This is a genomic window from Kribbella sp. NBC_01484, from assembly GCF_036227145.1.
Lineage (GTDB): Bacteria > Actinomycetota > Actinomycetes > Propionibacteriales > Kribbellaceae > Kribbella.
Genome location: NZ_CP109437.1, coordinates 2,050,951 through 2,073,664 on the forward strand (window position 1 = coordinate 2,050,951; position 22,714 = coordinate 2,073,664).

At 68.7% G+C, this 22,714-nt stretch carries 22 protein-coding genes and 1 pseudogene; 6 read left to right on the top strand and 17 right to left on the bottom strand.

Annotated elements, in window-relative coordinates:
* Positions 1–286: 286 nt before the first annotated feature.
* From OG555_RS10030 to OG555_RS10045, 4 genes and pseudogenes are all read right to left on the bottom strand, one after another.
* Positions 287–520, bottom strand: a pseudogene (locus OG555_RS10030) ((2Fe-2S)-binding protein); the annotation flags it as partial.
* Positions 517–1,677: an NAD(P)/FAD-dependent oxidoreductase gene (locus OG555_RS10035; RefSeq protein ID WP_329482541.1), complete on the bottom strand. Its 1,161-nt coding sequence runs from the start codon at positions 1,675–1,677 to the stop codon at positions 517–519. The pseudogene OG555_RS10030 and the gene OG555_RS10035, both read right to left, overlap by 4 nt.
* Before the next feature lie 101 nt (positions 1,678–1,778).
* The gene (locus tag OG555_RS10040) at positions 1,779–2,384 is read right to left on the bottom strand and encodes a helix-turn-helix domain-containing protein (protein WP_329482542.1); all 606 of its coding nucleotides are present in this window, start codon (positions 2,382–2,384) and stop codon (positions 1,779–1,781) included.
* Positions 2,385–2,431: 47 nt separating this feature from the next.
* Positions 2,432–3,484, bottom strand: coding sequence for an SDR family oxidoreductase (locus tag OG555_RS10045; protein ID WP_329482543.1), 1,053 nt, complete (start codon positions 3,482–3,484; stop codon positions 2,432–2,434).
* Between the two features lie 71 nt (positions 3,485–3,555).
* On the opposite strand from OG555_RS10045, the gene OG555_RS10050 reads away from it, so the two are divergent.
* Positions 3,556–4,443 carry a LysR family transcriptional regulator gene (locus OG555_RS10050; RefSeq protein ID WP_329482544.1) on the top strand — a complete coding sequence of 296 codons (888 nt, stop codon included), beginning with the start codon at positions 3,556–3,558 and terminating at the stop codon, positions 4,441–4,443.
* On the top strand, positions 4,443–5,366 hold the full coding sequence (locus OG555_RS10055) for a cation diffusion facilitator family transporter (RefSeq protein WP_329482545.1): 924 nt from the start codon (positions 4,443–4,445) through the stop codon (positions 5,364–5,366). Before OG555_RS10050 ends, OG555_RS10055 begins: the two co-directional genes overlap by 1 nt.
* On the opposite strand, the gene OG555_RS10060 is transcribed toward OG555_RS10055, so the two are convergent.
* Positions 5,357–5,539 carry a DUF3099 domain-containing protein gene (locus OG555_RS10060; RefSeq protein WP_328525705.1) on the bottom strand — a complete coding sequence of 61 codons (183 nt, stop codon included), beginning with the start codon at positions 5,537–5,539 and terminating at the stop codon, positions 5,357–5,359. The two genes, OG555_RS10055 and OG555_RS10060, sit on opposite strands and share 10 nt — an antisense overlap.
* A 1-nt stretch (position 5,540) precedes the next feature.
* Positions 5,541–5,990, bottom strand: a complete 450-nt coding sequence (locus OG555_RS10065) for a MarR family winged helix-turn-helix transcriptional regulator (protein WP_328525704.1) — start codon at positions 5,988–5,990, stop codon at positions 5,541–5,543.
* Between the two features lie 123 nt (positions 5,991–6,113).
* Between OG555_RS10065 and OG555_RS10070 the strand changes: the two genes are divergently transcribed.
* A complete protein-coding gene (locus OG555_RS10070) occupies positions 6,114–7,304 on the top strand; it encodes an MFS transporter (RefSeq protein WP_329482546.1) in 1,191 nt (396 codons plus the stop codon).
* Here OG555_RS10070 and OG555_RS10075 read toward each other — a convergent pair.
* The 5 genes from OG555_RS10075 to OG555_RS10095 form a co-directional block, all read right to left on the bottom strand.
* The gene (locus tag OG555_RS10075) at positions 7,294–9,429 is read right to left on the bottom strand and encodes a hypothetical protein (protein WP_329482547.1); all 2,136 of its coding nucleotides are present in this window, start codon (positions 9,427–9,429) and stop codon (positions 7,294–7,296) included. The two genes, OG555_RS10070 and OG555_RS10075, sit on opposite strands and share 11 nt — an antisense overlap.
* A 106-nt stretch (positions 9,430–9,535) precedes the next feature.
* Complete coding sequence (locus tag OG555_RS10080; protein WP_329482548.1) at positions 9,536–10,651, bottom strand: dienelactone hydrolase family protein; 1,116 nt, start codon at positions 10,649–10,651, stop codon at positions 9,536–9,538.
* Entirely contained in the window at positions 10,636–11,472 is an 837-nt protein-coding gene (locus OG555_RS10085) for a hypothetical protein (protein ID WP_329482549.1), read from the bottom strand. The genes OG555_RS10080 and OG555_RS10085 overlap by 16 nt, the downstream gene beginning before the upstream one ends.
* A gap of 303 nt (positions 11,473–11,775) precedes the next feature.
* Positions 11,776–12,489: a class F sortase gene (locus tag OG555_RS10090; protein WP_329482550.1), complete on the bottom strand. Its 714-nt coding sequence runs from the start codon at positions 12,487–12,489 to the stop codon at positions 11,776–11,778.
* Position 12,490: 1 nt separating this feature from the next.
* Positions 12,491–13,444: a hypothetical protein gene (locus OG555_RS10095; protein WP_329482551.1), complete on the bottom strand. Its 954-nt coding sequence runs from the start codon at positions 13,442–13,444 to the stop codon at positions 12,491–12,493.
* 240 nt (positions 13,445–13,684) lie between these two features.
* Here OG555_RS10095 and OG555_RS10100 point away from each other — a divergent pair, with 240 nt between their 5' ends.
* Positions 13,685–14,392 carry a TetR/AcrR family transcriptional regulator C-terminal domain-containing protein gene (locus tag OG555_RS10100; RefSeq protein ID WP_329482552.1) on the top strand — a complete coding sequence of 236 codons (708 nt, stop codon included), beginning with the start codon at positions 13,685–13,687 and terminating at the stop codon, positions 14,390–14,392.
* On the opposite strand, the gene OG555_RS10105 is transcribed toward OG555_RS10100, so the two are convergent.
* The 4 genes from OG555_RS10105 to OG555_RS10120 form a co-directional block, all read right to left on the bottom strand.
* On the bottom strand, positions 14,389–14,802 hold the full coding sequence (locus tag OG555_RS10105) for a hypothetical protein (RefSeq protein ID WP_329482553.1): 414 nt from the start codon (positions 14,800–14,802) through the stop codon (positions 14,389–14,391). The two genes, OG555_RS10100 and OG555_RS10105, sit on opposite strands and share 4 nt — an antisense overlap.
* A gap of 336 nt (positions 14,803–15,138) precedes the next feature.
* A complete protein-coding gene (locus OG555_RS10110; protein ID WP_329482554.1) occupies positions 15,139–16,467 on the bottom strand; it encodes a dihydrolipoamide acetyltransferase family protein in 1,329 nt (442 codons plus the stop codon).
* Positions 16,464–17,450: an alpha-ketoacid dehydrogenase subunit beta gene (locus tag OG555_RS10115; RefSeq protein WP_328525694.1), complete on the bottom strand. Its 987-nt coding sequence runs from the start codon at positions 17,448–17,450 to the stop codon at positions 16,464–16,466. Before OG555_RS10115 ends, OG555_RS10110 begins: the two co-directional genes overlap by 4 nt.
* A gap of 4 nt (positions 17,451–17,454) precedes the next feature.
* Entirely contained in the window at positions 17,455–18,543 is a 1,089-nt protein-coding gene (locus OG555_RS10120) for a thiamine pyrophosphate-dependent dehydrogenase E1 component subunit alpha (protein WP_329482555.1), read from the bottom strand.
* 199 nt (positions 18,544–18,742) lie between these two features.
* On the opposite strand from OG555_RS10120, the gene OG555_RS10125 reads away from it, so the two are divergent.
* Positions 18,743–19,231, top strand: coding sequence for an Lrp/AsnC family transcriptional regulator (locus tag OG555_RS10125; protein WP_329482556.1), 489 nt, complete (start codon positions 18,743–18,745; stop codon positions 19,229–19,231).
* Here the strand turns inward: OG555_RS10125 and OG555_RS10130 are convergent.
* Complete coding sequence (locus OG555_RS10130; RefSeq protein ID WP_329482557.1) at positions 19,228–20,196, bottom strand: LacI family DNA-binding transcriptional regulator; 969 nt, start codon at positions 20,194–20,196, stop codon at positions 19,228–19,230. The genes OG555_RS10125 and OG555_RS10130 overlap by 4 nt on opposite strands.
* Before the next feature lie 77 nt (positions 20,197–20,273).
* On the opposite strand from OG555_RS10130, the gene OG555_RS10135 reads away from it, so the two are divergent.
* Entirely contained in the window at positions 20,274–21,590 is a 1,317-nt protein-coding gene (locus OG555_RS10135; protein ID WP_329482558.1) for a Gfo/Idh/MocA family protein, read from the top strand.
* Positions 21,591–21,669: 79 nt separating this feature from the next.
* Here OG555_RS10135 and OG555_RS10140 read toward each other — a convergent pair whose 3' ends face one another.
* Positions 21,670–22,671 carry a magnesium and cobalt transport protein CorA gene (locus OG555_RS10140; protein ID WP_329482559.1) on the bottom strand — a complete coding sequence of 334 codons (1,002 nt, stop codon included), beginning with the start codon at positions 22,669–22,671 and terminating at the stop codon, positions 21,670–21,672.
* Positions 22,672–22,714 lie beyond the last annotated feature (43 nt).

The following is a 22,714-nucleotide window of genomic DNA, read 5'->3' on the forward strand; positions in this document are numbered from 1 at the left end:
GGCGATCCATCGCAGGACCCCGCGCCGCCTGCGGCGGCTCGTTCAAGGCAGTGCGCTGCGGGTGATCAGGGGTGGACTGCGGGGGCTGGTTGAGGGCGAGGTACTGCTCCCGGGTGCTAGTAGGCCCCTGCGCCTGGGCGGGAGTTGGGTGCGGCGCGTCCGATGGCTGGTTCGGGGTGGTGGGCTCGGGGCTTGGGGCGGAGGGGTGGGGGAGGACGGCGCCGGGTTGGGCGGTGATTGCGTCGCCTTCGTGGATGGTGCGTTGGCAGGCTCGCGTGTCGGGGGTGCCGTTGACGATGACCAGGCAGTCGTGGCACGCGCCGATGGCGCAGAACACGCCTCGGGGGCGTGCAGTGCTCCGGGTGGTTCGCCACGACGTGCGGCCCTGAGCGAGGAGGACCGCGGCGATGGTTTGGCCGGCTCGAGCGGTGACCGGTTCGCCGTCGATGGTGACTTGTACGGCGGGCGGCGTACCGATCTCGGCCGGGTCGTCCGAGTGAGGACGGAGGTAGGCGGTCATGCGGCTACCACCGCCGGGCGGTCGACCCGGAAGGGAGCAGGGTCGACGTGGGGGGTGAGGCCGAGGAAGAGCTCGGTGATCAGTCGGCCGGTCGAGGGGGCCAGGCCGATGCCGGCGCCTTCGTGGCCGGTCGCGTGCCAGAGGCCGAGCAGGCGGGGATCAGGACCGATCACCGGCAGATGATCCGGTGCGTACGGACGGAAGCCGCCGTACGCGCGCATGACTGGAACGTCGCCCAGGAACGGGAACAAGCCAACCGCCTTCCGGGCGAGCTGGCGCAGTACGTGCACCCGGACCGAGTCGTCGAAGCCGATGCGTTCGCGACTCGAGCCGATGAGGACGGTCCCGGCTCGCGTTGACTCGATCACCGTCGACGTCTGCAGGTCCGCGTCACCGCTCCCGACCGCGCCGACGTAATCAGCGTCGTACACCTTGTGCCGCACGCACTCCGGCAGCGGTGCCGTCACCAGGATCATCCCGCGCCGCGGCAACACCTGGATCGGCGCATCCGCCGCGGCTCCGAATGCCCCAGCCCACGGACCACAGGCATTGAGTACGGCGCCACACGCGATGTCACCCTCCGAGGTGTCCACGCCCACGACTCGCCCACCGGACTGCCGCACCCCGAGCGCCGTCACCCCCGACCGCACCTCGCCACCCCGGTCGCGAACCGCGGCCAGCAAAGCCGTTGCCGCGAGCACCGGCTGCACCTGCGCGTCGTCCGGGTAGTGCACGCCAACCGTCACCCGAGGCGTGAGCAACGGCTCGAGCTCGAACGCCTCAGCAGGCGCGATCACCCGAGCATCGACCCCCGCTGCCGACTGCTTGGCCGCGAACTCCCGCAGCGGCCCGGGCTCACCGGTGGCCACCACGACCCCGCCCTTGGACTCCCACTCGACGTCCGCGACCCGCGCCGGCAGCCGATCGAGTACGACGTCCCACTCGGCCCGCGATGCGATCGCGAGCTCGAGCTCAGGCCCGGGCTCCTTGTCCGAGACGAGCACATTGCCTTCGCCGGACGCCGTCGTCCCGGCGGCAGGCCCATCGCGGTCGATCACCAGCACCCGAACCCCGGCCGCGGACAGCGCCTCGGCACACGCGGCCCCGACCATGCCCGCGCCGACGATCACCACATCGGGCGTCGGGGATCCGGGCATCGCACACTCCTCCGTCGGAAGCGTTCACTAAAATGAACGATTCCGAGCGTACGCGCCGCCCCGGCACACGGTCAATGCACTCACCGCGCACTCTCCAGGAACTATCCCGGCAGATGCGGCCCACCAGGCGTGATCGGATACGCGTCCGGCGGGTACTCGAGCAGCAGTACCGACCGCACCAGCCCGTCCACCGCCTCGTACCCGTGCGGCCCACCGGCCCGGAACGCCAGGTAGTCCCCCGGCCCCAGCTCCTCGGTCCGCCCCCGCGAGGTGATCCGCAACCGCCCGCTCAGGACGATGTGATGCTCGGTCCCCGGATGACCATCCGAATGCTGGACCGCGTCCGGCCGGACCTCCTGGTTGTAGATCTCGAACAACCCACCCGGGTTCTCCAGCCGCCGCAGCATCCGCAGGTCGATCGCGTCGCCGGACAGTACGTCGATGTCCGCGGACCGCACGAGCACCAGGTCCGCCGTCGGCGACTCGCTCAGCAGGGCCGATACCGGGACTCCCAGAGCGTTCGACAGACTGAACACTGTCTCGATCGTCGGGTTCCCCGCCCCGGACTCCAGCTGCGACAGGGTCCCCTTCGCGATCCCGGACCGCCGCGCCAGCTCGGACAGCGAGATGCCCTGCTCGTCCCGCCGCGTCCGCAGATTCGTTCCGAGCAACCTACCCGCACCCATCGCCGCCACAGCCCGGAGCATGCCATATCAATTGCCGCGCCTTCGGCGCGGCGCGGTGGATCACCTGGTCACTGGATGATCCGGCGCCGGCGTAAGTCCGTGAAGATGTCGTAGAACATCTGCTCCGTGTCGACGTACTCGTGGAAGCCGACGCGGCGTGCCTTGGACGAGTCGGCGAAGAAGTCGTAGTCCCAGCCGAAGACGAAGTCCGCGAACGGCCAGGACGAGACCTCGGCGAAGGAGGTCGCGGCCAGGCCGTGCCTCGCCTGCATCTCCTTCCACAAGGGCTCTTTGTCGGCCATCACGTCCGTCAGCGACAACTGCAACGGCGGCGCGACCTCCAGCCCGAACCAGGCACCCAGCTTCGGCCACAGCTCGTTCCAGCGGAACAGGTCACCGTTCGTGATGTTGAACGCCTGGTTCGCCGCGGCCGGCGCGGTCGCCGCCCAGACCGTTGCCTTGGCCAACAATCCGGCGTCGGTCAGCTCCAGCAGAGCGTCGTACGCGCCAGGCTTGCCCGGGAACCGCAGGGGTACGCCGAGCTCCTTCGACATCGACGCATAGACCGCGATCCCGACCGCCAGGTTCATCGGGTTGCCGAGGGCTACACCACCGACGACCGAGGGGCGCAGCGCCGACCAGGTCCAGGCCTTGCCCTGCTGCCGGTCCTCGAGGAACCGCTGCTGGTCGACGTTGAACTCCGGCGGCAGGTGCGGCGGATCGTCCTCGCGGGCCGGCGTCTTGAACGGTCCGAGGTGCGCACCGTACACCTTGTAGCCCTGCATCAGGCTGACGTGCCGCAGACCGCGCGCGACCGGCTCGATCGCGTCCACCACATTGACCAGCATCGCGAGGTTCGGCGCGACCAGCTCGGCCCAGGTCGGACGGTCCTGGTACGCGACGTAGAACACATGGGTCACCTCGGACAGCCCGGCCAACTGCGCCCGGGTGTCGTCCGGATCGAGCAGGTCGACGGCGACGTGCCGGACCCGGCCCGGGACGTCGACCCCGCCGCGGCGGGACAGCCCGATCACCCGCCAGTCCGGCAACGATGACAGATGCTCGACCAGATTCGTCCCGATCACCCCACGGGCACCGACTACCAACGCGACCTTGTCCATGTCCGACAGCCTGCCTGACCTGCGCGGATAAGACAAAGACATAGTTTTCACCGATGTCATAAGCTCAGATCATGACAACGCTGCGGCAGCTCGAATACCTCGTGACCGTGGTCGACCAGGGGTCGTTCACCAAGGCCGCCGAGCTGCTGCATGTGACGCAGCCGGCACTGTCACACCAGATCCGCACCCTGGAGCGCTCGGCCGGTGGGCCGCTACTCGAGCGGCTCCCCCGCAACGTCCGGCTCACCCCGACCGGCCGCGCGATGCTGCCCCACGCCCGCGCAGCGCTCGCCGACGCGGACCGGGCCCGCTGCGCCGCGCGGCAAGCGGCGGGGCTGGAGGTCGGCGAGCTCCAGATCGCGACCCTCTACTCGATCACCTTGGGCGTGCTCCCGAAGGCACTGCGAAGCTGGCGACAGGCCTACCCGGACGTCGGCATCCGGCTGTTCGAGCACCGGCACACCGACGAGCTCGTCGAGGCCATGAACGCCGGCCAGGCCGATCTCGCCGTCGGCCCCGAGCCGGCCGGCTGGACCGGCGTCACCCGCACGCTCGGGACCGAGGAGCTCGTCGTGGTGGTCGCGGCCGACGACCCCGCGGCCATCGGCGACACCGTCAGCATGAAGGATCTCGCCGACCGCGCCTGGGTCCATTACACCCCGGGCCACGGACTGGCCGACGTACTCGATCTCGCTTGTGCACAAGCGGGTTTCGAACCGCGCGTCGCCGTACGGACCGAGCAGACAGCCGCCGCACCTGCCCTCGCCGCCGCCGGCCTCGGTCCCGCGCTCGTCCCCGACAACATCCTGCCCAAGGACTTCGACGGTCACGTCCTGCACCCGGAACCACGCGTCTGCCGCACGCTCACGGCGTACACCCGGGGTGAGCCCGACCCGCTCGCCGCGGCGTTCATCGACGTTCTGGTTTGGAGCAGCGGGGCCGCGGGCACGCGGAGTTGATGGCAGAAGAATCCGACAGCACCGTCCTCCTGGCCGGCGCGGCCAACCTCGCGATCGCGATCGCGAAGGTCGTCGCCGGCCTGCTGTCGGGGTCGACCGCACTCCTGGCCGAGGCGGCGCACTCGGTCGCCGACACCCTCAACCAGGTGTTCCTGCTGACGGCGCTCCACCGCAGCCGCAAACCGGCCGATGCGCGGCACCCGTTCGGCTACGGGATGGAGCGGTACTTCTGGTCCCTGCTCGCCGCGGTCGGGATCCTCGTGCTCGGCGCCGGTTTCTCGATCGCCGAAGGCCTGCGCTCGCTGTTCGCTCCCGAACCGATCGCGGCGCTCGCGGTGATCTACTCGGTGCTGGCGGTGTCGTTCGTGTTCGAGGGGACGTCCTGGCTCCGCGCGATCACCCAGGTACGGCGGGAGGCCCGCGAGCACCGCGTACCCTTCCTGACCCACCTGAAGAACGCGGAACCAGCCGTCAAGACGGTGGCCTTCGAGGACTCGGCCGCCCTGATCGGACTGTTGATCGCGGCGATCGGCGTGACCCTGGCCGTCGTCACCGGACAGCACTTCTGGGACGGTACGGCGTCGATCGCGATCGGCCTGCTCCTGATCGTCGTCGCGTTCACGCTCGGCCGGGACAACAAGACCATGCTGATCGGACGGGCGCTGCCGGACGACGTCCAGCAGGAGATCCGCGGCATCATCAGCGGCACGCCGGGTATCGAAGGTGTCCTGGAGCTGCTCAGTCTGCGACTGGCGCCGGACCGGGTCCTGGTGGTGGCGACGGTCGACCTCGCCGACATGCGGACCACCGGCTCCGCGATCGAGCAACTGGCCGAGCAGGTCGACACCGACGTACGGCGGCAGTTCCCGATGGTCCGGCACCTCTATCTGGACCCCACCCCGGGAGAACTGGCTCAGTCCTGACCCCAGTTGGCCACGATGACCGCGATCGGCGGCAGCACGGCCGCGACCGCGCTCATCCCGATCGCCACCGGCACCGAGAAGAAGCGCACGACGAACCAGGCCAGGCCGATCAGCACCAGGCAACTACCCATCAACCAGATGTAGAGCTTCCGATTGTCGTACCGGCGGGCCATCTCAGACCTTCATCGTCAGCCTGTCCAGCGCATCGACCAGCGGAGCCAGCTCGGGCAGCTCCGCGGCCTTCTCCAGGGCGGCCGTGAGTACGGCGTCATGCGTGGGCTGGGCCTGGTCGAGCAGGTCGCGACCGGCCTTGGTGACCTCGGTGTAGATACCGCGGCGGTCGGTCGGACACAGGTACCGCTGCAGGAGCTTGCGGTCCTCCAGCCGGTTGACCAGCCGGGTGGTAGCGGACTGGCTCAGCACGACCGCGTTGGACAGCTGGTTCATCCGCAGGTGGTAGTCGTCCTGCCGCGCCAGTACGTCGAGCACGCTGTACTCACTCACGGACAGGCCGTGCTGCTTCTGCAGCGCGCGCTCCAGCTCGTCCTCGATCCGGGCATGCAGCGCGGCCAGGGTCCGCCACCCCTGCGCCCGCGCCTCGGCGGCGTCATCCGGTAGGCCCACGAGTCCTCCACTTGAACTTCACGATTGCATGCGCAATCATAGCGCTTGTGCAATAGCCCGCGTGTGCAACTATCGCACACGCCGGTAACAGTCATAAGACTACATTCGAGGAGATCACCAGTCATGCCTGCGGCTCTGCTCGCGCTCGCCATCGGTGCGTTCGGGATCGGCACGACCGAGTTCGTCATCATGGGCCTGCTGCCCGAGGTCGCGACGGACTTCGGGGTCAGCATCCCGTCCGCCGGCCTGCTCATCTCCGGCTACGCACTCGGCGTCGTGGTCGGTGCTCCACTGCTCACCGCGATCGGGTCCAGCGTGTCCCGCAAGACCGTGCTGATCGCGCTGATGGGCGTCTTCATCGCCGGCAACCTGGTCGCCGCGGTCGCTCCGTCGTACGGCGTCCTGATGGCCGGACGGATCGTGGCTGCGCTGTCCCACGGAGCCTTCTTCGGCGTCGGCTCGGTGGTCGCGGCATCGCTGGTGCCGAAGGCCAAGCAGGCGAGCGCGATCGCGCTCATGTTCACCGGACTGACCGTGGCGAACGTGCTCGGCGTTCCGGGCGGGACCGCACTCGGCCAGCAGTTCGGCTGGCGGTCGACGTTCTGGGCCGTGACCGCGCTCGGTGTCATCGGACTGCTCGGCATCGTGTTCCTCGTCCCTCGGCAGGACACGTCCGAGGGCCCTGGGCTGCGGAGCGAGTTGGCCGTGTTCAAGAGTGTGCAGGTGTGGTTGGCGTTGACGATGACGGCGCTCGGGTTCGCCGGGGTGTTCGCGTCATTCACCTACATCGCGCCGATGATGACCGAGGTCGCGGGCTTCTCGGCCGGCGCCGTGACCTGGTTGCTGGTGCTCTTCGGTGTCGGTCTGGTCATCGGCAACCTGCTCGGCGGCAAGGCGGCGGACCGGTCACTGATGCCGAGTCTCACCGTGATCCTGGCGCTGCTGGCCGCCGTGCTGGTCGTGTTCGTCTTCACCGCGCACGGCAAGGTACCGGCCGCGGTCACGATCGCCGTGTTCGGCGCGGCCGGGTTCGCCACCGTCGCGCCGCTGCAGAAGCGCGTGATGGACAAGGCCAAGGGCGCTCCGGCGCTGGCGTCCGCGGCCAACATCGCCGCCTTCAACCTGGGCAACGCGATCGGCGCGTACCTCGGCGGGCTGACGATCCAGCACGGCCTTGGCTACACCGCGCCCAACTGGGTCGGCGCCGCGCTCGCCGTTTCCGGCCTGATGGTCGCCCTGATCAGCAGCCTGCTGGACCGTCGCCGTACCGCCGCTCCGCTCTCAACTCTGTTGCCTGAAGCAATCAGAACCTGATCTCGACACGTGTCCCGGCGGGAACGCCGGGATGCCGCAGCCACAGCACACCGGCCTCGGCGTCGTACCGCAGGTCGGTGACGTCGGCGCCGTCAGCCCGGACGGCCGTCGGCTCGGCCGGAACGCGCAGCGCGGTAGTCACCTGCACCCCGCGTGGAGCCTCACAGCCGTAGCGGATCCCGGTCTGGTCGCGTTCCCAGTCCACGACCCGGCCGGCGGAGGCCAGCAGCGGTTCCTCGTCGAAGGTCAGATCGCGGAGCCAGGTCAGCTGACCCGCGCGCAGTTCCCGCTTCCGCACGATGCCCAGTTGCGGGTCGAGCAGATCGAGGTAGCTGCCCTCGACGACATGCGAGCCGCCGGCCTGCTCCAGCACGGCTCCGACGAGGTACGGACCACGCTGCACCGACAGCCAGTTGGTGGACTCCCAGGTGTGGCCGCCCGCTTCGGCCAACTCGCGGATCGCCGCGACCAGCTCGGCGGCGCGTTCCGGCGATTCGGTGAAGCCGGCCGGCCGGGACGGAAGGAATCGAACCCGGCCCTTACCGATCGGCTGAACGCCGTCGCTGTCGCGGTCCGCGCCGAGCGCCTCGGCCAGGTGGTCGGCGCAGGTGTCGTAGCGGCCAGTCCACCAGGAGCGGATCTCGTGAAACGGATCCGCGCCGTCGCCGACGTACAGCAGACTGCCACCGCGGCTGACCCATCCGGCGAGTGCGTAATGGATACCGGGCGCCAGCGGCTTCTGGAATTCGTAACTCAGGACGAGTACGTCGACATCGTCCAGTGCATCGGGAGTGTCGATCACGTTCTCCAACTGGACCGGGCTGACCCGCTGTCCGTCGTACAGCGGTGGCAGCGCCAGACCGTAGAAGTCGGAGAAGTGCAACTGCTCGCGGCCTTCCAGCGCCAGCGCGTCCTGCAGGCCGTCGTAATGTCCCCCCTCAGAGTGTGCAGAGTCGCCGCCGGGTGACCAGCGCTGGAACATGGCGGTGTCCGAGAGCGCGATCCCGATCTGCGGTCCTTCGCTGGCCCAGCGCACGTCAGGCTGATCCAGGTCGCGCAGGCTGTTCATGGCGATCAGGTAGCTGGTGGCGGTGTCGGGCGGGATGGGCTGCCGTTCGGTGGATCCCTCGCGCAGGTAGGGGCGGTTGAAGATCCGGTTCGGCCACGGCGCCACCTCGTACCGCGAGACGCCCGGGTGCAGCAGCGACGCGACGAGGGTGCGCTGGTAGTTGGCCAGGTAGTCCTCCCACGTGCGGTCCGGATGGTCCTCGATCGGGTCGTGCAGGAACCACATCCGGCGGTCGGTGCCGCGGGTGAGGTCCTGGGCGATGCCGTATTCCAGGTAGGCCGTCTCGAACGTGCGCTCGGCGACCTTTCCGGCGTACACGTTCGGCGTGCGGGAGGTTCCGGTCCACACCTGCGCGATGGCACCGTCGATCGAGGGCAGCGTCCGCAGGCGTGATTCGGGGCTGACGATCTGCCACTGGGTGTAGTTCAGGAGGCTGTGCGTCGGGACGTAGAAGCGCACCTGGCGGCCCTGCTGGAGGGCTGCGTCCCGCAGCACGGAGGTGACCCGGTCGAGGCTGCGGGAGAGCAGGTGCTGCTTGAGCTGCCCGGAGCGGAAATGCGCTTCGGCGGCGCTGTGCGGGGGCTGCCACGGCTCACCGAAGAAGGCCTGCCACTCCCGCTTGAACGATTCCGAATAGCCGGCTCGGGCCCAGAACTCCGGCTCTTCCAGGTGGATGCCTTCGACACCGAGCTCGATGATCGGCCGGAGTTTCTGCACCAGGTACTCGGTGAAGCTGAACGTCGGGACCATGTAGGGGATGTCGGTGCTCTGACCGTGCAGGATCGGCGATCCGTCACCCGCGGTCTGCGCGTCGGCCCAGTGGTCGGAGCCGTCCCACCGTCCATCCAGATAATCCTGATAGGTGCCCCAGGAGATGCCGGTCATCAGGTGGACGCGATACCCGGCCTCGCGCCAGCGGGCGATCCGCTCCGGCGTCGTGTCGTTGAGGCCGTAGACCATCACGAAATCGGTACGCAGGTCGATCGATTCGTCGTACGGCGCCTGCTCCTGGAAGCCGGTCGACTCGGTGTGCTTGTCGGCGTTGCTGTTCGTCATACGCCCTTCCCGTTCTCTCGACTGCCATCAACCCTGGCCGGTCCGATACGCCTAGCGCCAGTGTGGCGTCAGGAACCGGCCACCGGCCCGCTCTGTCCGGGCAGCCTCACAAGGACTCACGCAACCAGGTGAACGCCGCATCCTGCATCGCCAGGTCAAACTTGTGCGGGCCGTCGAAGAACTGACCGGTGTACGACGCCGCGGAGCCGGCAGCCGCATAGTGCGCCGCGATCCGGTCATGTGCGGCGGTGGCTCCGTCCAGGGGAAACAGCTCGTCCTGCCGGTTGTACTGCACCAGCAGCGAGGCCGGCGCCTGACAGGCCGCTACATCCGGCCAGTCGACCTCGGCGGGCAACATCCGCGGCATCAGCATCCAGGTGTGGCTGACGACGTTCCGGTCGAGCAGCGAGTTGTACGTGCCCATCATCCCGACCACCACGGCGGCGGTCAGCTCGCTGCTCGTTGCCCGCAGCAACGCGGACCGGCACCCACCGCCGGACAGGCCGATGCTCGCGGTCCGGTCGGTGGTGTCGTCGCGGCCGAGCAGGTACGCGAGTGCGATCCGGTCCTCCCGGGTGACGACGGCGGCGAACGTCGTACCGAGGAGGGTGCAGTACTTCTCGACGAGGTGTTCGTGATGACCTGCGGCGGTGTTGTACGCGGCGGTTGCCCGCAGATCGTCGCCGTCCTCCGGCACCTCGAGATCCACACCCGACGTGATCTGCGGCGGCATGTCTTCCAGCGGGAACCGGCGGCTGCCCCAGGCGAGGACGTCCGGCACCACGACGACGTACCCCTGCGCCGCGAGGTCATTGGCGAAGGCCCGGCCCTCGTACAGCCCGTCGCGCAGTGCCCTGACCGCGGCGGACGGTGGTTGATCGGTGTCCGCGATCTTCTCCTTGCCGTAGTACTTGAAGCCGTCGTGGCCGTGCAACGCGAGTATGCCCGGAAGCGGTCCGGTGGCGTCGGCCGGCTTCAGCACGTAGGCGTGCGTCCGGGGGCCGAATCCGACCGAGTACGAGATCTCCTCACCGATCAGCCCGCCGGCCGTCCAGCGTCGCTCGACCTCGACCTCTGACGGGCCGTCGGCGGCGCCGGCGGTCGAGACCATCCGCCGGACGACGTCGCGGACCTGCTCGCTCGCCGGCAGGCTCGCCGCGCGGGCAGCCGGCGCACTCGCATGCTCGATCCAGTCGCTGTAGACACCTAGGTGTTCAGACATCCCCGAAGACTGTCACGCGCGCTCATAGAACGCACTGACAGCGTGGAAGGACTTCTTCGGTTGCCAGCGGTACGGCGAGGCCGGATCGTCACCGTGGTCGCGCAGGACCTTGCACAGGCTGAAGGCGGCGATGTCCTCGCCATGGGGCCGGTCGTGCGGGCGGTGCGGGCATCGGGTGAGATGAAGGTGTACGGCGACGCGCCGAGGAACCCTTCGGCGGTAAAGACGCCGAGCATGTTCGCGAGGTGGTCGGCCTGCTCCTGCTCGTCGCGGACGTACTGCGGCGGGATCACCGGCACATCGCCGCTGTAGTCGACGATGTCCCACCCCATGCCGCCCAGCTCGGCCGCGCCGGTGAAGGTGCAGCACCCGAACTCCAGGATCAGGATCGGCTTACCCCAGCGATGGAACGGCGCCAACTCTTGGGTGTGACCGGCGCGGTCGGCGTGGTACGAGTAGTAGTCCAGCCCGACCAGGTCGAACAGGCACCAGTCCACCTGCTCCAGGTCGGACGCGGCGCCGTACGTGATCCGGCCCTTGAAGTTGCTGCGGGCAACCTTCACCATCCGGGCGGTGAAGGTGCGGAACTTCCGCTGCAGCTCTGCCATGTCGAACTCGCCCTTGGTCAGGTACTCGACCCGCTCGAAGAAGGTCGCACCAGGGACGATGCCCGGAGTGAACAGCATGAACTCGCACCCGATCACCAGGATCACCTCCTGGTCGTGGCGGCGCCGCAACCGCTCGGCCTCGACGGCGACCTTGCGTAGCTTCTCCAGCTCGTCGGCCTGCGGTTCGTCGAAAGACCGCGGCTGGATCGACACCGTCAGCCCCTGCTCTAGTGCGGCGGTCGCAGTGTCGGTGAGGCGGCGTACGTCGCTGCCGTAGATGCTGACCCAGTTCGCATGCAGCCGGTGGCGGATCGCGTGGTACGCGATGCGTTCATAGCTTCGAGTTTTCGCCGGTACGCCGGTCAGGGCGTCGTACCGAGGTCCACGGCGTCATGACTTTGGTCGCGTGACACAGCCATGACCCGTCACCGATGTGCCCTGTCAAGCGCTTGCCCCATTCGCGGCGGCAGGACGACTCTTCTCAGTCATGGTGGCCGGTCCACGGGGACCGGCCACCTAGTTCTTGCGGGTCGCGATGACTACGACGTTGCTGAGGTACGCCGTACCGTCCCAGTCCTCGCAGGTGACGAGGACGAGCCGACCGGGGACGGTCTGGTCGAAGAGGCGCGCAGCCTGCTTGGCCAGCGCCTTCTTGCGGTAGACGGTCACCGACGCGACCACATAGTTGATGGTGCTCCGACCGGTCGTCACCGTGACCGCGTCGCCAGCGGTCAGCCGGTCCAGGTCGTCGAAGGCACCACCGCCGGTATGCACCGTGTGCCCCGTGATGATGGCCGAACCCTTGGCCGCTCCGGGCCGGGCGCCGTCGGACCACCAGCCGACGAGCAGTGGGTTCGACGGTGGGATGAGCGTGCCGCCGCGGGCGCGGATCCCGAGCACGCGGGCAGAGACACCGAGACTGGGCACTGACACCTTGATCGGGTCCACAGGCTTGAGCCGTGCGGAGCTCCGGACCTCCGGCGGTGGCGTGCTCTGTCGAGGACTCTCAGTCTGCGTCGACGGCGTCCCGGGCACGGCGGACGTCGTACCCGGCGACTTGCTTGACGCCGAGGGCCGGCCGACGGCCGCCGGTTGGCGGCCGTCGTCAGCTTTGCCGCCGGTGAACTGCAGGAATCCACCAACCAGCAGAAGTGCGGCGCCCGCCGCCAGAGCCGCGATCGTCAACCATGACGACCGAGCGCGACCCGGGCGGCGACGCTGCGCGGACATGTCAGGCAGAGTGCTGCCCGCGGAACCGCCGTGACTTCAGGACACCGGCCAGGACCAGAACACCGCCGACCATGAGCAGTGCGAGCCCCCAGGCACTCTGGTGCCCGGTGATCGCCGAGGTGAGCTTGAGCCCACCCGATTGACCGGCATCGATATCGGTCGGAACCGCGACCGGAGTCTCCGACGGCGAGGCCGACGCAGACGGCGTGTCACTCGGGCTCGCGGACGGGGACTCGCTCGGCGTCTCGGAAGGCGTCTCGCTCGGGGTTTCCGACGGCGTCTCGGAAGGCGTCTCCGAAGGCGTCTCGCTGGGAGTTTCCGACGGCGTCTCGCTCGGCGTCTCGGAAGGCGTCTCGCTCGGCGTCTCGGAAGGCGTCTCGCTCGGCGTCTCGGAAGGCGTCTCGCTCGGCGTCTCCGAAGGCGTCTCGCTCGGCGTCTCCGACGGGGTTTGGGACGGCGTCGGCGTGGGGGTCACCTTCTTGACGCAGAAGTTGACGTGGCTGATGCCGTAGTACTTGTCGTTGTTCGAGTTCACCGGCGGGTGCAGGCCGGTATCCGCGGTCGTCCCGGCCGGCTCGTAGTTGTAGTAGTTCGCCGCCGGGCCGCCCTTGACCAGTACGGCGAGCACAACGCCGCCCGTGGCGGTGAAGTCGACCACCTGGCCGCCGGTCTGGTCACCGGGGTGTTCCGGGTCGTCGACCGCCAGGATGCGCTCGGTCCACGTCACCGTCACGCCGTCCTTGGTGTCCGACCCCGGCGTCGGCGGGTCGAACTTGATCTCGGTCGAACCCGGGATCACGTCCTCGCACGTCGGGTTGCCGTCGATGATGTCGCCGTTCGCCGACGCGGACGGAGCCAGCGCAAGCGTGACGCCACCGAGCGCGAGCGCCAGCGCACCGACGCTGCTGAGCAGCGGGACCGCGCGAGACCGCTTCGAGCGCACGCGCGCGTCCATCGATGTGTCGTTCACAAGTTTTCCCCACCCCATGGTCTGAGGCCGATCGGACTGACCGGCCGACGCCGAAGCATCCGCCCCCACGACCGAGCACGAGTCACGTGCTCGAGCCTGCCCCCGGGGACGCTCGACCAAGGCATTCTTCGGTGCTGAGGTTTCCTGCGCAAGTTGTGCAGGCCCGACACGCCGCTGAAACAGTGTTCTTTAACGAAGAACAGTGGTTTCGCTATGCTCTCGCGGGTGACGCGCGAGGCAGATCAGAAGACGGTGCTCGGGTCGGTGTGGTTGCGCGACGAGCCGGAGCCGACCCGCACGCGGCTGAGTCGGGGCGACATCGTCCGTACGGCGATCAAGGTGCTGGACCGAGTAGGTCTGGACACGTTCTCGATGCGGGTGATGGCCGCCGAGCTCGGGACCGCCGCGACCTCGGCGCTGTACTGGCGGATCGCGAACAAGAACGATCTGCTCGAGCTCGCCGTTGACGAAGTACTCGCGGACGCACTGGTGCCGGAGGGCGTAGGCGACTGGCGTGACCAGGTGACCGTGGTCGTCGAGGCGGCGTACCACGCGTTGTGGATGCACCCGTGGGCGTCGCAGTTGCTTCCGTCGCATGCCGGGCTCGGGCCGAACTACCAGGCAGTGACCGACCGGGTGCAGGCGATCCTGAAGTCGGCTGGGTTCAAGGGCGCGTACCTGGACTCGGCCGTGTCGGCGATCTTCCACTACCTGGTCGGGTCCGCGGTCACCGACTCGGCCTGGGCCGCGGTCATCCGGCGCAGCGGCATGGACGAGTTCCGGTGGGCACGGGAGGCCGGCGGTGCGCTCGGAGTCGACGCGGCCAGCCTCGCGTCGTACCTGAACCGCGAGAGCCTGGCGGGTCCCGAGGCCCGCTTCAGCTCGGGCCTCCGCGTGATCCTGATCGGCCTCCGCCCGCGCCAGCTCTCCTAACCCGCCGGCTTCTTCCGGGTCGTGGGCTTCTGGCCGGTCGTGGGCTTCTTGCGGGCTGCGGGCTTCTTGCGGGTCGTCGGCTTCGGCCGGAGCGACCGGGCGTACGCGACGCTCACCGCGAAGTGTTCGCGCAACTCGTCGGTGTTCGCCAGGAGCGCGTCGGGGACGACGACGTACTCCTTCTGCACCACGCCATAGGCGACGTTGAGTGTCGTGTCGTACCTGGTCAGGAACGCGTCACGCTCGGCCACGGGAAGTCGCAGCGCGAGCGTGCCGTTCTCGTTCAGGATCGAGAACATGTTGCCGTTGGCCGAGGTGTACGGGAACCCGGCGCCCTTCCGCTCGACGTCCGGGAACAGTTCGACGAGCGCGTCGAACAAGGCAACCTTGTCGGCCGGAGCTTTGGCCATATCGCCACGCTAGCGGCAATCGCCGACATCCTTTAGGTGTACTCGGTCAGGAGGTTGGTAGCCGACGGAAACCAACCCCATCCCAGCGGGCACCACTGCGCCAGCCCCAGTCGCTGGTCGCCGCCACCCGGCCGGCTCGCTGCCCCGCCCGGCTGGCTTGGTCGGTCACTTTGTGCACCAGATCCGTACGGCGCCGGCCTCCGGGTACGGATCTGGTGCACAAAGTGGATCTCTGCTGTGGCCGAAAGCGGCGGGCCGGGGCGAATTCCCTCCCCCTGTATCTCCGGAGCCAGTCATCCGCGCCGGCGATACCACCAACCTCACAACCGTGTCCTTCTAGAGGTCCGCGAAGGCCGAGGCCGGGCTCTCGAAGGCGTCCGCGACGAAGCGGAGGAAGGCGGCTGCTGTGCCGCCGTCGCACACGCGGTGGTCGAAGACGAGGGACAGCTGGGTGAGTTTGCGAATCGCGAGTTCACCGTTGACCACCCACGGCCTGTCGATGATCCGGCCGACGCCGAGGATCGCGACCTGCGGGTGGTTGATGATCGCCGCGCTGCCATCCACTCCGAAGCTGCCGTAGTTGTTCAGCGTGAACGTCCCACAGGAGAGTTCGTACGGCGTGAGCCGGCCGGCGCGCGCGGATTCGGTCAGCCGCCGGATCTCCTCGTCCAGAGCCCGCGTCGTCAATCGATGGGCGTTGGCCACCGCCGGCACGACGAGACCACGGTCGGTCTGGGCGGCCAGGCCGAGGTTGACGCCGTCGTACTGCACCAGCTCTTCGCGCTCGGTGTCGACGTACCCGTTCAACTCCGGATACTTCAGCAGCCCCGCCACCACGAACCGCCCCATCAACGCCAGCAACCCCGGCCCGCCATCGGTTGCCGAGCGCAACGACTCGCGCAGCTCGACCAGCGCGGTCGCATCCACGTCCACCCAGGTGGTCGCCTCCGGAATCTCCGCCCGGCTACGACTCAACGTAGCCACCACAGCCTTCCGGAACCCACTCATAGGCTCCCGCCACAACTCCGCCAGCCCGGTCCGGGAGCTCTGCGCGACGGTCACCGGCCGCACCTCGGCCGGGACCTCCTCGGTGCCCAGCCGGCGAGCGATCGCCAACTCCACGTCCCGCCGGACGATGAGACCGCCCTCACCCGACCCGGTCAGGCCCTTCAGATCCACGCCGGCGTCCCGTGCGAGCCGACGTACCAACGGCGAGATCACCAGCGGCACCCGCGGCGCGTCTCCGCTTTCCGGAACATTGTTTGCGCTGGGTGGCAGTGATGTTCCGGAAACCGTCGCCGAAGGGCGGGGCTTGCGCCGGCGGCCCGATGTGGCCCCGGCTCCGGTGCCGTAGCCGATCAGGACGTTGCCGGAGCCGGCACGTTCCTCCTGACGGTAGGCCTCGCCCGCGCTGGGCTGCGCCGTCCGGCTCGCCTCGGCGATGGTGATGAGGGGTTTGCCGACCGGGATGGTCGTGCCTGGGTCGCCGTGGAGCTCTTCGATGGTGCCGGCGTAGGGGGAAGGGAGCTCGACTACGGACTTGGCGGTTTCGACCTCGGCGATGGGGGTGTCGACGGTGATCACGTCGCCGACCTTCACCAGCCAGCGCACGATTTCGGCCTCGGTGAGGCCTTCGCCGAGGTCCGGGAGGAGGAAGGTGTTCACGAGTCCTCCCACTGCAGGTCGTCGACGGCGTCGAGGATCCGGTCCACGCCGGGCAGCTGGTACTTCTCCAGCTTCGGCGGCGGATACGGGATGTCGAACCCGGTCACCCGTCGGATCGGCGCGGCCAGCGAATGGAAGCACCGTTCGGTGACCCGGGCAACGATCTCCGACGACACGCTCGCGAACCCGCTCGCCTCCGCGACCACGACCGCCCGGCCGGTACGGCGTACCGCCGCGCAGACCGTCTCGTCGTCGAACGGGACGATCGACCGCAGGTCCACCACGCTCAGCTGCCGCCCCTCGGCCGCCGCGACCTCGGCCGCCTCCAGCGCGACCGGCACCGTCGGACCGTACGCGATCAACGTCGCGTCGGCGCCCTCCCGCCGTACGACGGCGGTCCCGATACCCGGCTGGTCCTCGGTCAGATCGACCTCTTCCTTGGCCCAGTAGAGCTTCTTCGGCTCCATGAACACGACCGGATCGGGGAATTCGATTGCCTTGCGCAACAACGTGTACGCGTCCGCGACGGTCGCCGGCGCGACCACGGTCAGACCGGGCGTGTGCGCGTAGTAGCTCTCTGACGAGTCGCAGTGATGCTCGACGCCGCCGATCCCGCCGGCGTACGGCATCCGGATCACCATCGGCAGCGTGATCCGGCCGCGGGTCCGGTTCCGCATCTTGGCGACGTGCGACACGATCTGCTCGAACGCCGGGTACCCGAACGCGTCGAACTGCATCTCGACCACCGGCCGCATCCCGTTCATCGCGAGTCCGACCGCCATCCCGACGATCCCGGACTCGGCCAACGGGGTGTCGAAGCAACGATCCTCGCCGAACTCCGCGGTCAGCCCGTCGGTGATCCGGAAGACACCGCCGAGCGCGCCGACGTCCTCACCGAACATCAGCACGGTGTCGTCGGCCTTCATCGCGTCCCGCAGCGCCTGGTTGAGCGCCTGGGCCATGGAGATCTTCATGTGCGTCATCAGCTCAGGCCTCCTCTCGCGCCAGCTCATCGCGCAGGAACGCGGCCTGCTCCCGCAGCTGCTGCGTCTGCTCGGTGTAGAGATGCGCGAACAGATCCGCCGGGTCCACCTCGGGCTCCGGCATCAGCCCGTCGCGAAGCTGGTCCGCGACCTCAGCCGCCGCACCCTCCGCCCGCTCGCGGACCGCATCGTCGAGCAGCCCTTGCGCCGCGAGGTAAGTCTCGAGCCGCTTGATCGGATCGCGGTCCAGCCACGGCGTGACCTCGGCGTCCTCGCGGTAGCGGGTCGCGTCGTCGGCGTTCGTGTGCGCCTGCACACGGTAGGTGTGTGCCTCCACGAGCTGCGGCCCTTCCCCCGCCCGCGCCTTCTCCACGGCTTGCCCGAGTACGGCGAGCAGCCCGGCGAGATCGTTGCCATCGGCCCGTTCGCCGGGGACGCCGTACCCGATGCCCTTGTGAGCCAGCGACGGCGCGACACTCTGCTTGGCGAGCGGCACCGAGATCGCATACTCGTTGTTCTGGATGAAGAAGACGACCGGCGCGTGGAAGACGGCGGCGAAGTTCAGCGCCTCGTGGAAGTCGCCCTCGCTGGTCCCGCCATCACCGCAGAGCGCCATCACCACGGTGTCCTCACCCTTCAGCCGCGCCGCGTGCGCGACACCGACCGCGTGGGTGAGCTGCGTCGCGAGCGGGGTGGACTGCGGCGCGACGTTGCGCGCGTACGGGTCGTACCCGGAGTGCCAGTCGCCGCGGAGCAGCGTCAGCGTCTCGATCGGGTCGACGCCGCGGCTCACGATCGAGACGGTGTCGCGGTACGTCGGGAACAGCCAGTCGCCCTCGCGCAGCACCATCGCGGCCGCGACCTGGCAGGCCTCCTGACCGTGCGACGACGGGTAGACGGCGAGCCGGCCCTGCCGGACCAGCGCACTGGCCTGGTCGTTGATCCGGCGCCCCTTGATCAACTGAACGTAACCGTCGACCAGCGCGTCCTTGGTGGGCAGCGGGTACGACGGATTGGCGTGCGGTACGCCGTCCTGGTCGATCAACCGGACGGGTTCCGCAGACGGGAGCAAACGCTCCTCGACGAGGCTCATCGACGTCCTCGCTTCGCTCCGGGCGCCGATGAGGCGCGAAGTGGACTGTATTTGATGGTGAACTCGCTTCGCTCGCTCACGTGACCCTCCTGCGCAGGAGACGGACGGTGGCCTCATCGTCGTACTTCTGGCCAATCGGATCCAGACCTGGAAGAATCACGAGACGTTTGGTTCGATCCGCAGCGACTGAGGGGGCACGATGTCCGACGAGGTGATGGTCCACCGGGCCGGTCCTGGACAGATGGTCGTCGCCCCCGCACTGGACGAGGTCGACCGGCAGATCGTCGAGGCGCTCGGGCGCGACGGACGGCTCTCGATCCGGGCCCTGGCCGACCAGGTGCACATCTCCCGCGCGAACGCGTACGCCCGCGTCGAGCGGCTCACGACGACCGGGGTGATCACCGGTTTCACCGTCACGGTCGACCCGCTCAAACTCGGCCTCGCGACGTCGGCGTACGTCACGCTCAGTCTCCGCCAGAGCTCCTGGCGATCTCTCCGGGAGCAGCTCCAGGCAATCCCCGAGATCAAGCACATGGCACTGGTCGGCGGCGACTTCGACGCGATCCTGCTCGTCCGCGCCACCGACAACGAAGGCCTCCGCCGCGTAGTCCTCGAGAAACTCCAAGCCATCCCCGAGGTCCTCGCCACCCGCACCGCCCTGATCTTCGAAGACCTCGGCACCCTCTAGCAGCCGCAGGATCTTCGCAGGATGAGCTCGGTGGGGTAGGTCACCGCTTCGACCGCGCCCTGGCCGTCGATCAGGCGGCTGACTGCTTCGCGGGCCATCTGCTCCAGCGGTTGCCGTACGACGCTGAGCGGCGGCCAGCTGTATTCCGTTTCGGCGGTGCCGTCGAAGGCGAGGACCGCAATGTCGTCGGGGATTCGCAGGCCGGCCTCGTGGATCGCGCGGAGGACGCCGACGGCCTGCAGGTCGGAGCTGGCGAAGACTGCCGTCGGCCGATTAGTTGCCGCGAGCAACTCACGGCCGGCGTCATACCCGCCCCGCCGGCTGAAGGTGGTGCGAGCGATCGGTCCGTCCTCGAGCGCGGCCGCCAGCAGCGCATCCCGCCAGCCCAACTCGCGTTCCCCCGATCGGCCACCACCGATCACCAGACCGATGCGCCGATGGCCGTGCTCCAGCAGGTGCTCCACGCCGCGACGGGCTCCCTCACGGTACTGCGGTCGGACCGAGCTCACCGTGGACAACACGCGGTTGATCGCGATCACCGGGATGTCGGTGTCGCTCAGGTCGAGGTCTTCCGTGGGCGCGACCAGGATGAGGCCGCTGACTCGGCGGATCACGAGTTCGGCGATCTTCGACTGTTCGGTGGCCGGGTCGCCGTCGGCTCCGGTCTGCAGGACGACGTACCCGCGGGCCGCGGCCTCCTTGTCGATCGCCTTGGCGAGCTCGGCGAACAGCGGGTTGCCGCCGTCGGGGGTGATCAGCCCGAAGGTCCGGGTGGTGCCCATCCGGAGCGCGCGGGCGGTCGCATTCGGCCGGTAGCCGAGCACGCGGATCGCCTCCAGCACCCGGTCCCGGGTCTCCGGCGCGACCGGCCGCGGGCCCTCGTTCACCACGTAACTGACCACCGCCGTGCTGACCCCGGCGTACTGCGCCACGTCGTTCCGGGTGACTGGGGTGGCCTTCGGCATGTGCCGATAGTACGACCCTTGACCGCCTGGAAAGCGATTGCTAGCGTGCGTGTTCTACACGAGTAGAAGGAGTCGTCGTGCCCAGACGCTATGCAGTCGCCGGGACCGGTTCACGAGCGCGGGCGTACGTCCGCGCGATCCTCGAGGATCACCCGCAGGAGGCCCAGCTGGTCGCTCTCCTCGACCCGAACCCGGGCCGCCTCGCGTATCACGACCGGTACGTCCAGGAACTCGGCGGTCCGGAGCTCCCGCAGTACGCCGCCGACGACCTGGAGCGGATGGTCAAGGAGCAGTCCGTCGACCGCGTGGTCGTGACGAGCCCCGACTACACGCACGCCGCGGTCGTCTCCCGGCTGCTGCGCGCCGGCGCGGACGTCATCGTGGAGAAGCCGCTGACGATCGATGCCGACGGCACCCGGCAGATCGTTGATGCGATGACCGAGTCCGGCAAATCCGTGGTGGTGACCTTCAACTACCGCTACTCGCCGCGGAACAGCGCGCTGCGGCAACTGATCGCCGACGGCGAGATCGGCACCGTCACCAGCGTCGAGTTCCAGTGGGTGCTCGACACCCGGCACGGCGCGGACTACTTCCGCCGCTGGCACCGCGAGAAGAAGAACTCCGGTGGTCTGATGGTGCACAAGGCGTCCCACCACTTCGACCTGGTGAACTGGTGGATCGCCTCGACGCCGGCCCGGGTGTTCGCGTCCGGGGGCCTGTTCTTCTACGGCGACGGCAACGCGGCCGCCCGTGGCCTTGGGCAACGACCAGAGCGCGGCACGATCGATGACTCGGGCAACGATCCGTGGTTGCTGGACCTGCGGACCGACGAAGTCAACCGGCAGCTGTACTGGGAGAGCGAGAAGTATGACGGCTACCGTCGCGACCAGGACGTGTTCGGTCCGGGGATCACGATCGAGGACAACATGTCCGTGATCGCGGAGTACGCGAACGGCGCCCGCCTGAGCTACTCGCTCAACGCCCACTCCCCCTGGGAGGGGTACCGCGTCTCGGTCAACGGCACCGAGGGACGCGCGGAGCTGGAGGTCGTCGAGCGGGCTGCGGTGATCGACGACCAGATCGACCCGAGCTACCCGTCCGAGCGCGTGGTCGCCGGCGACGTACGGTCCGACGGCGAGCGGTTGGTCCTGCAGAAGCACTGGGCTCCCGCGGTCGAGGTCGAGATCCCCCGCGGCGTCGGCGGTCACGGCGGCGGTGACCGTCTGATCTACGCCGACCTGTTCCAGGGTCCCGGCAACGACCCGCTCGGTCGCGCCGCCGACGTCCACGACGGCGTCCGTGCGGTCGCGGTCGGCATCGCCGCCAACCAGTCCCTGGCCACCGGCCAGCCGATCGTCATCGCCGACCTGAACCTCGGCGGCTGGCCCGAGTAGACGCTGCGTCCGAAGATCTGAGGGCTCCAGCCCTCAGATCTTCGGACGCAAGAGACCGGTGTCGATGAGCGAGCCGGCGTCAGGTTGAGTGGCGGGCGGTTCGCTGGCGGCGGAACCAGATGGCCAGGGCCAGGCACGGCACCAGCAGGCCGCCGATGCCGAGCACGAGGAAGTCCCACTCCGCGCCGATGCGTTCGGTCAGCCAGCCGAAGTTCTGGCCGAAGAACCCGGTGACGAAGGTCAACGGCAGGAAGATCGTGGCCAGGATGGTCAGCTGCTCGATCGTCGCGTTCTGCCGGACGCTGACCTTGGTCTGCTCGACGCCGATCACCGCCATGTTCGCCTCCAGCACGGTGGCGAGCAGGTCGCGTTGCGCGGCGACCTCCTCGTTCACCAGCACCAGGTGGTCGTGCACGTCGCGGAAGTACGGCAGCAGCTGGGTGGCCCGCGCGCCGCGTTCGATGGTCGTGAGTACGGCGAGCAGCGGGTGGACGGCCCGGTAGAAGTCGGTCACCTCGCGGCGGAGGAAGTAGATCCGCTCGGTCGGCGCGACCGAGCCGGCGAACACGGTCTGCTCGACCTGCTCGATGTCGCGTTCCAGCTCGGCGACGACCGGGCCGTAACCGTCGACCACCTGGTCGAGGATCGCCCAGAGCACCGCGTTCGTCCCGCCCTCCAACAGCTCGGGGCGCTGCTCGAGCCGGAGTCGGGAGCCGTGCAGATCACTGGCCACCCCCTGGCGGACGGTGATCACGAACGCCGGCCCGACGAACACGCTCACCTCGCCGAAATCGACTTCCTCGCGCTCGTCGTCGTACCGGGCGGTGCGCAGGATGGCCAGGCTGATGTCGCCCTCGTACGGCTCGACCTTGGGCCGGAGATGGAACGTCTGCGCATCCTCGACGGCCAGCTCGTGCAGGCCGAAGCTCTCTCTGACCTGGGTCAGCTCGTCGTCCGTGGGTTCGAACATGCCCAGCCAGACGAATCCGCCGGCCTTGCAACTGGCGGCGGCGTCCTCGACCGACATCGCCTCGACGTGCTGGCGGCGACCGTCCCGGTAGTAAGCGCAGTCGATGATCATGATGACCTCCTCCCCTGATCGTCGTACCGACCGGCGACAGGAA

Excerpts from the sequence above, each read along its gene's own strand:
- OG555_RS10140 (WP_329482559.1), bottom strand. The coding sequence starts at position 22,671 with ATGATCATCGACTGCGCTTACTACCGGGACGGTCGCCGCCAGCACGTC.
- OG555_RS10115 (WP_328525694.1), bottom strand. The coding sequence starts at position 17,450 with ATGACGCACATGAAGATCTCCATGGCCCAGGCGCTCAACCAGGCGCTG.
- OG555_RS10080 (WP_329482548.1), bottom strand. The coding sequence starts at position 10,651 with ATGTCTGAACACCTAGGTGTCTACAGCGACTGGATCGAGCATGCGAGT.
- OG555_RS10040 (WP_329482542.1), bottom strand. The coding sequence starts at position 2,384 with ATGCTCCGGGCTGTGGCGGCGATGGGTGCGGGTAGGTTGCTCGGAACG.
- OG555_RS10075 (WP_329482547.1), bottom strand. The coding sequence starts at position 9,429 with ATGACGAACAGCAACGCCGACAAGCACACCGAGTCGACCGGCTTCCAG.
- OG555_RS10095 (WP_329482551.1), bottom strand. The coding sequence starts at position 13,444 with ATGGACGCGCGCGTGCGCTCGAAGCGGTCTCGCGCGGTCCCGCTGCTC.
- OG555_RS10130 (WP_329482557.1), bottom strand. The coding sequence starts at position 20,196 with ATGCCGAAGGCCACCCCAGTCACCCGGAACGACGTGGCGCAGTACGCC.
- OG555_RS10105 (WP_329482553.1), bottom strand. The coding sequence starts at position 14,802 with ATGGCCAAAGCTCCGGCCGACAAGGTTGCCTTGTTCGACGCGCTCGTC.
- OG555_RS10045 (WP_329482543.1), bottom strand. The coding sequence starts at position 3,484 with ATGGACAAGGTCGCGTTGGTAGTCGGTGCCCGTGGGGTGATCGGGACG.
- OG555_RS10090 (WP_329482550.1), bottom strand. The coding sequence starts at position 12,489 with ATGTCCGCGCAGCGTCGCCGCCCGGGTCGCGCTCGGTCGTCATGGTTG.
- OG555_RS10120 (WP_329482555.1), bottom strand. The coding sequence starts at position 18,543 with ATGAGCCTCGTCGAGGAGCGTTTGCTCCCGTCTGCGGAACCCGTCCGG.
- OG555_RS10060 (WP_328525705.1), bottom strand. The coding sequence starts at position 5,539 with ATGGCCCGCCGGTACGACAATCGGAAGCTCTACATCTGGTTGATGGGT.
- OG555_RS10050 (WP_329482544.1), top strand. The coding sequence starts at position 3,556 with ATGACAACGCTGCGGCAGCTCGAATACCTCGTGACCGTGGTCGACCAG.
- OG555_RS10125 (WP_329482556.1), top strand. The coding sequence starts at position 18,743 with ATGTCCGACGAGGTGATGGTCCACCGGGCCGGTCCTGGACAGATGGTC.
- OG555_RS10070 (WP_329482546.1), top strand. The coding sequence starts at position 6,114 with ATGCCTGCGGCTCTGCTCGCGCTCGCCATCGGTGCGTTCGGGATCGGC.
- OG555_RS10035 (WP_329482541.1), bottom strand. The coding sequence starts at position 1,677 with ATGCCCGGATCCCCGACGCCCGATGTGGTGATCGTCGGCGCGGGCATG.
- OG555_RS10055 (WP_329482545.1), top strand. The coding sequence starts at position 4,443 with ATGGCAGAAGAATCCGACAGCACCGTCCTCCTGGCCGGCGCGGCCAAC.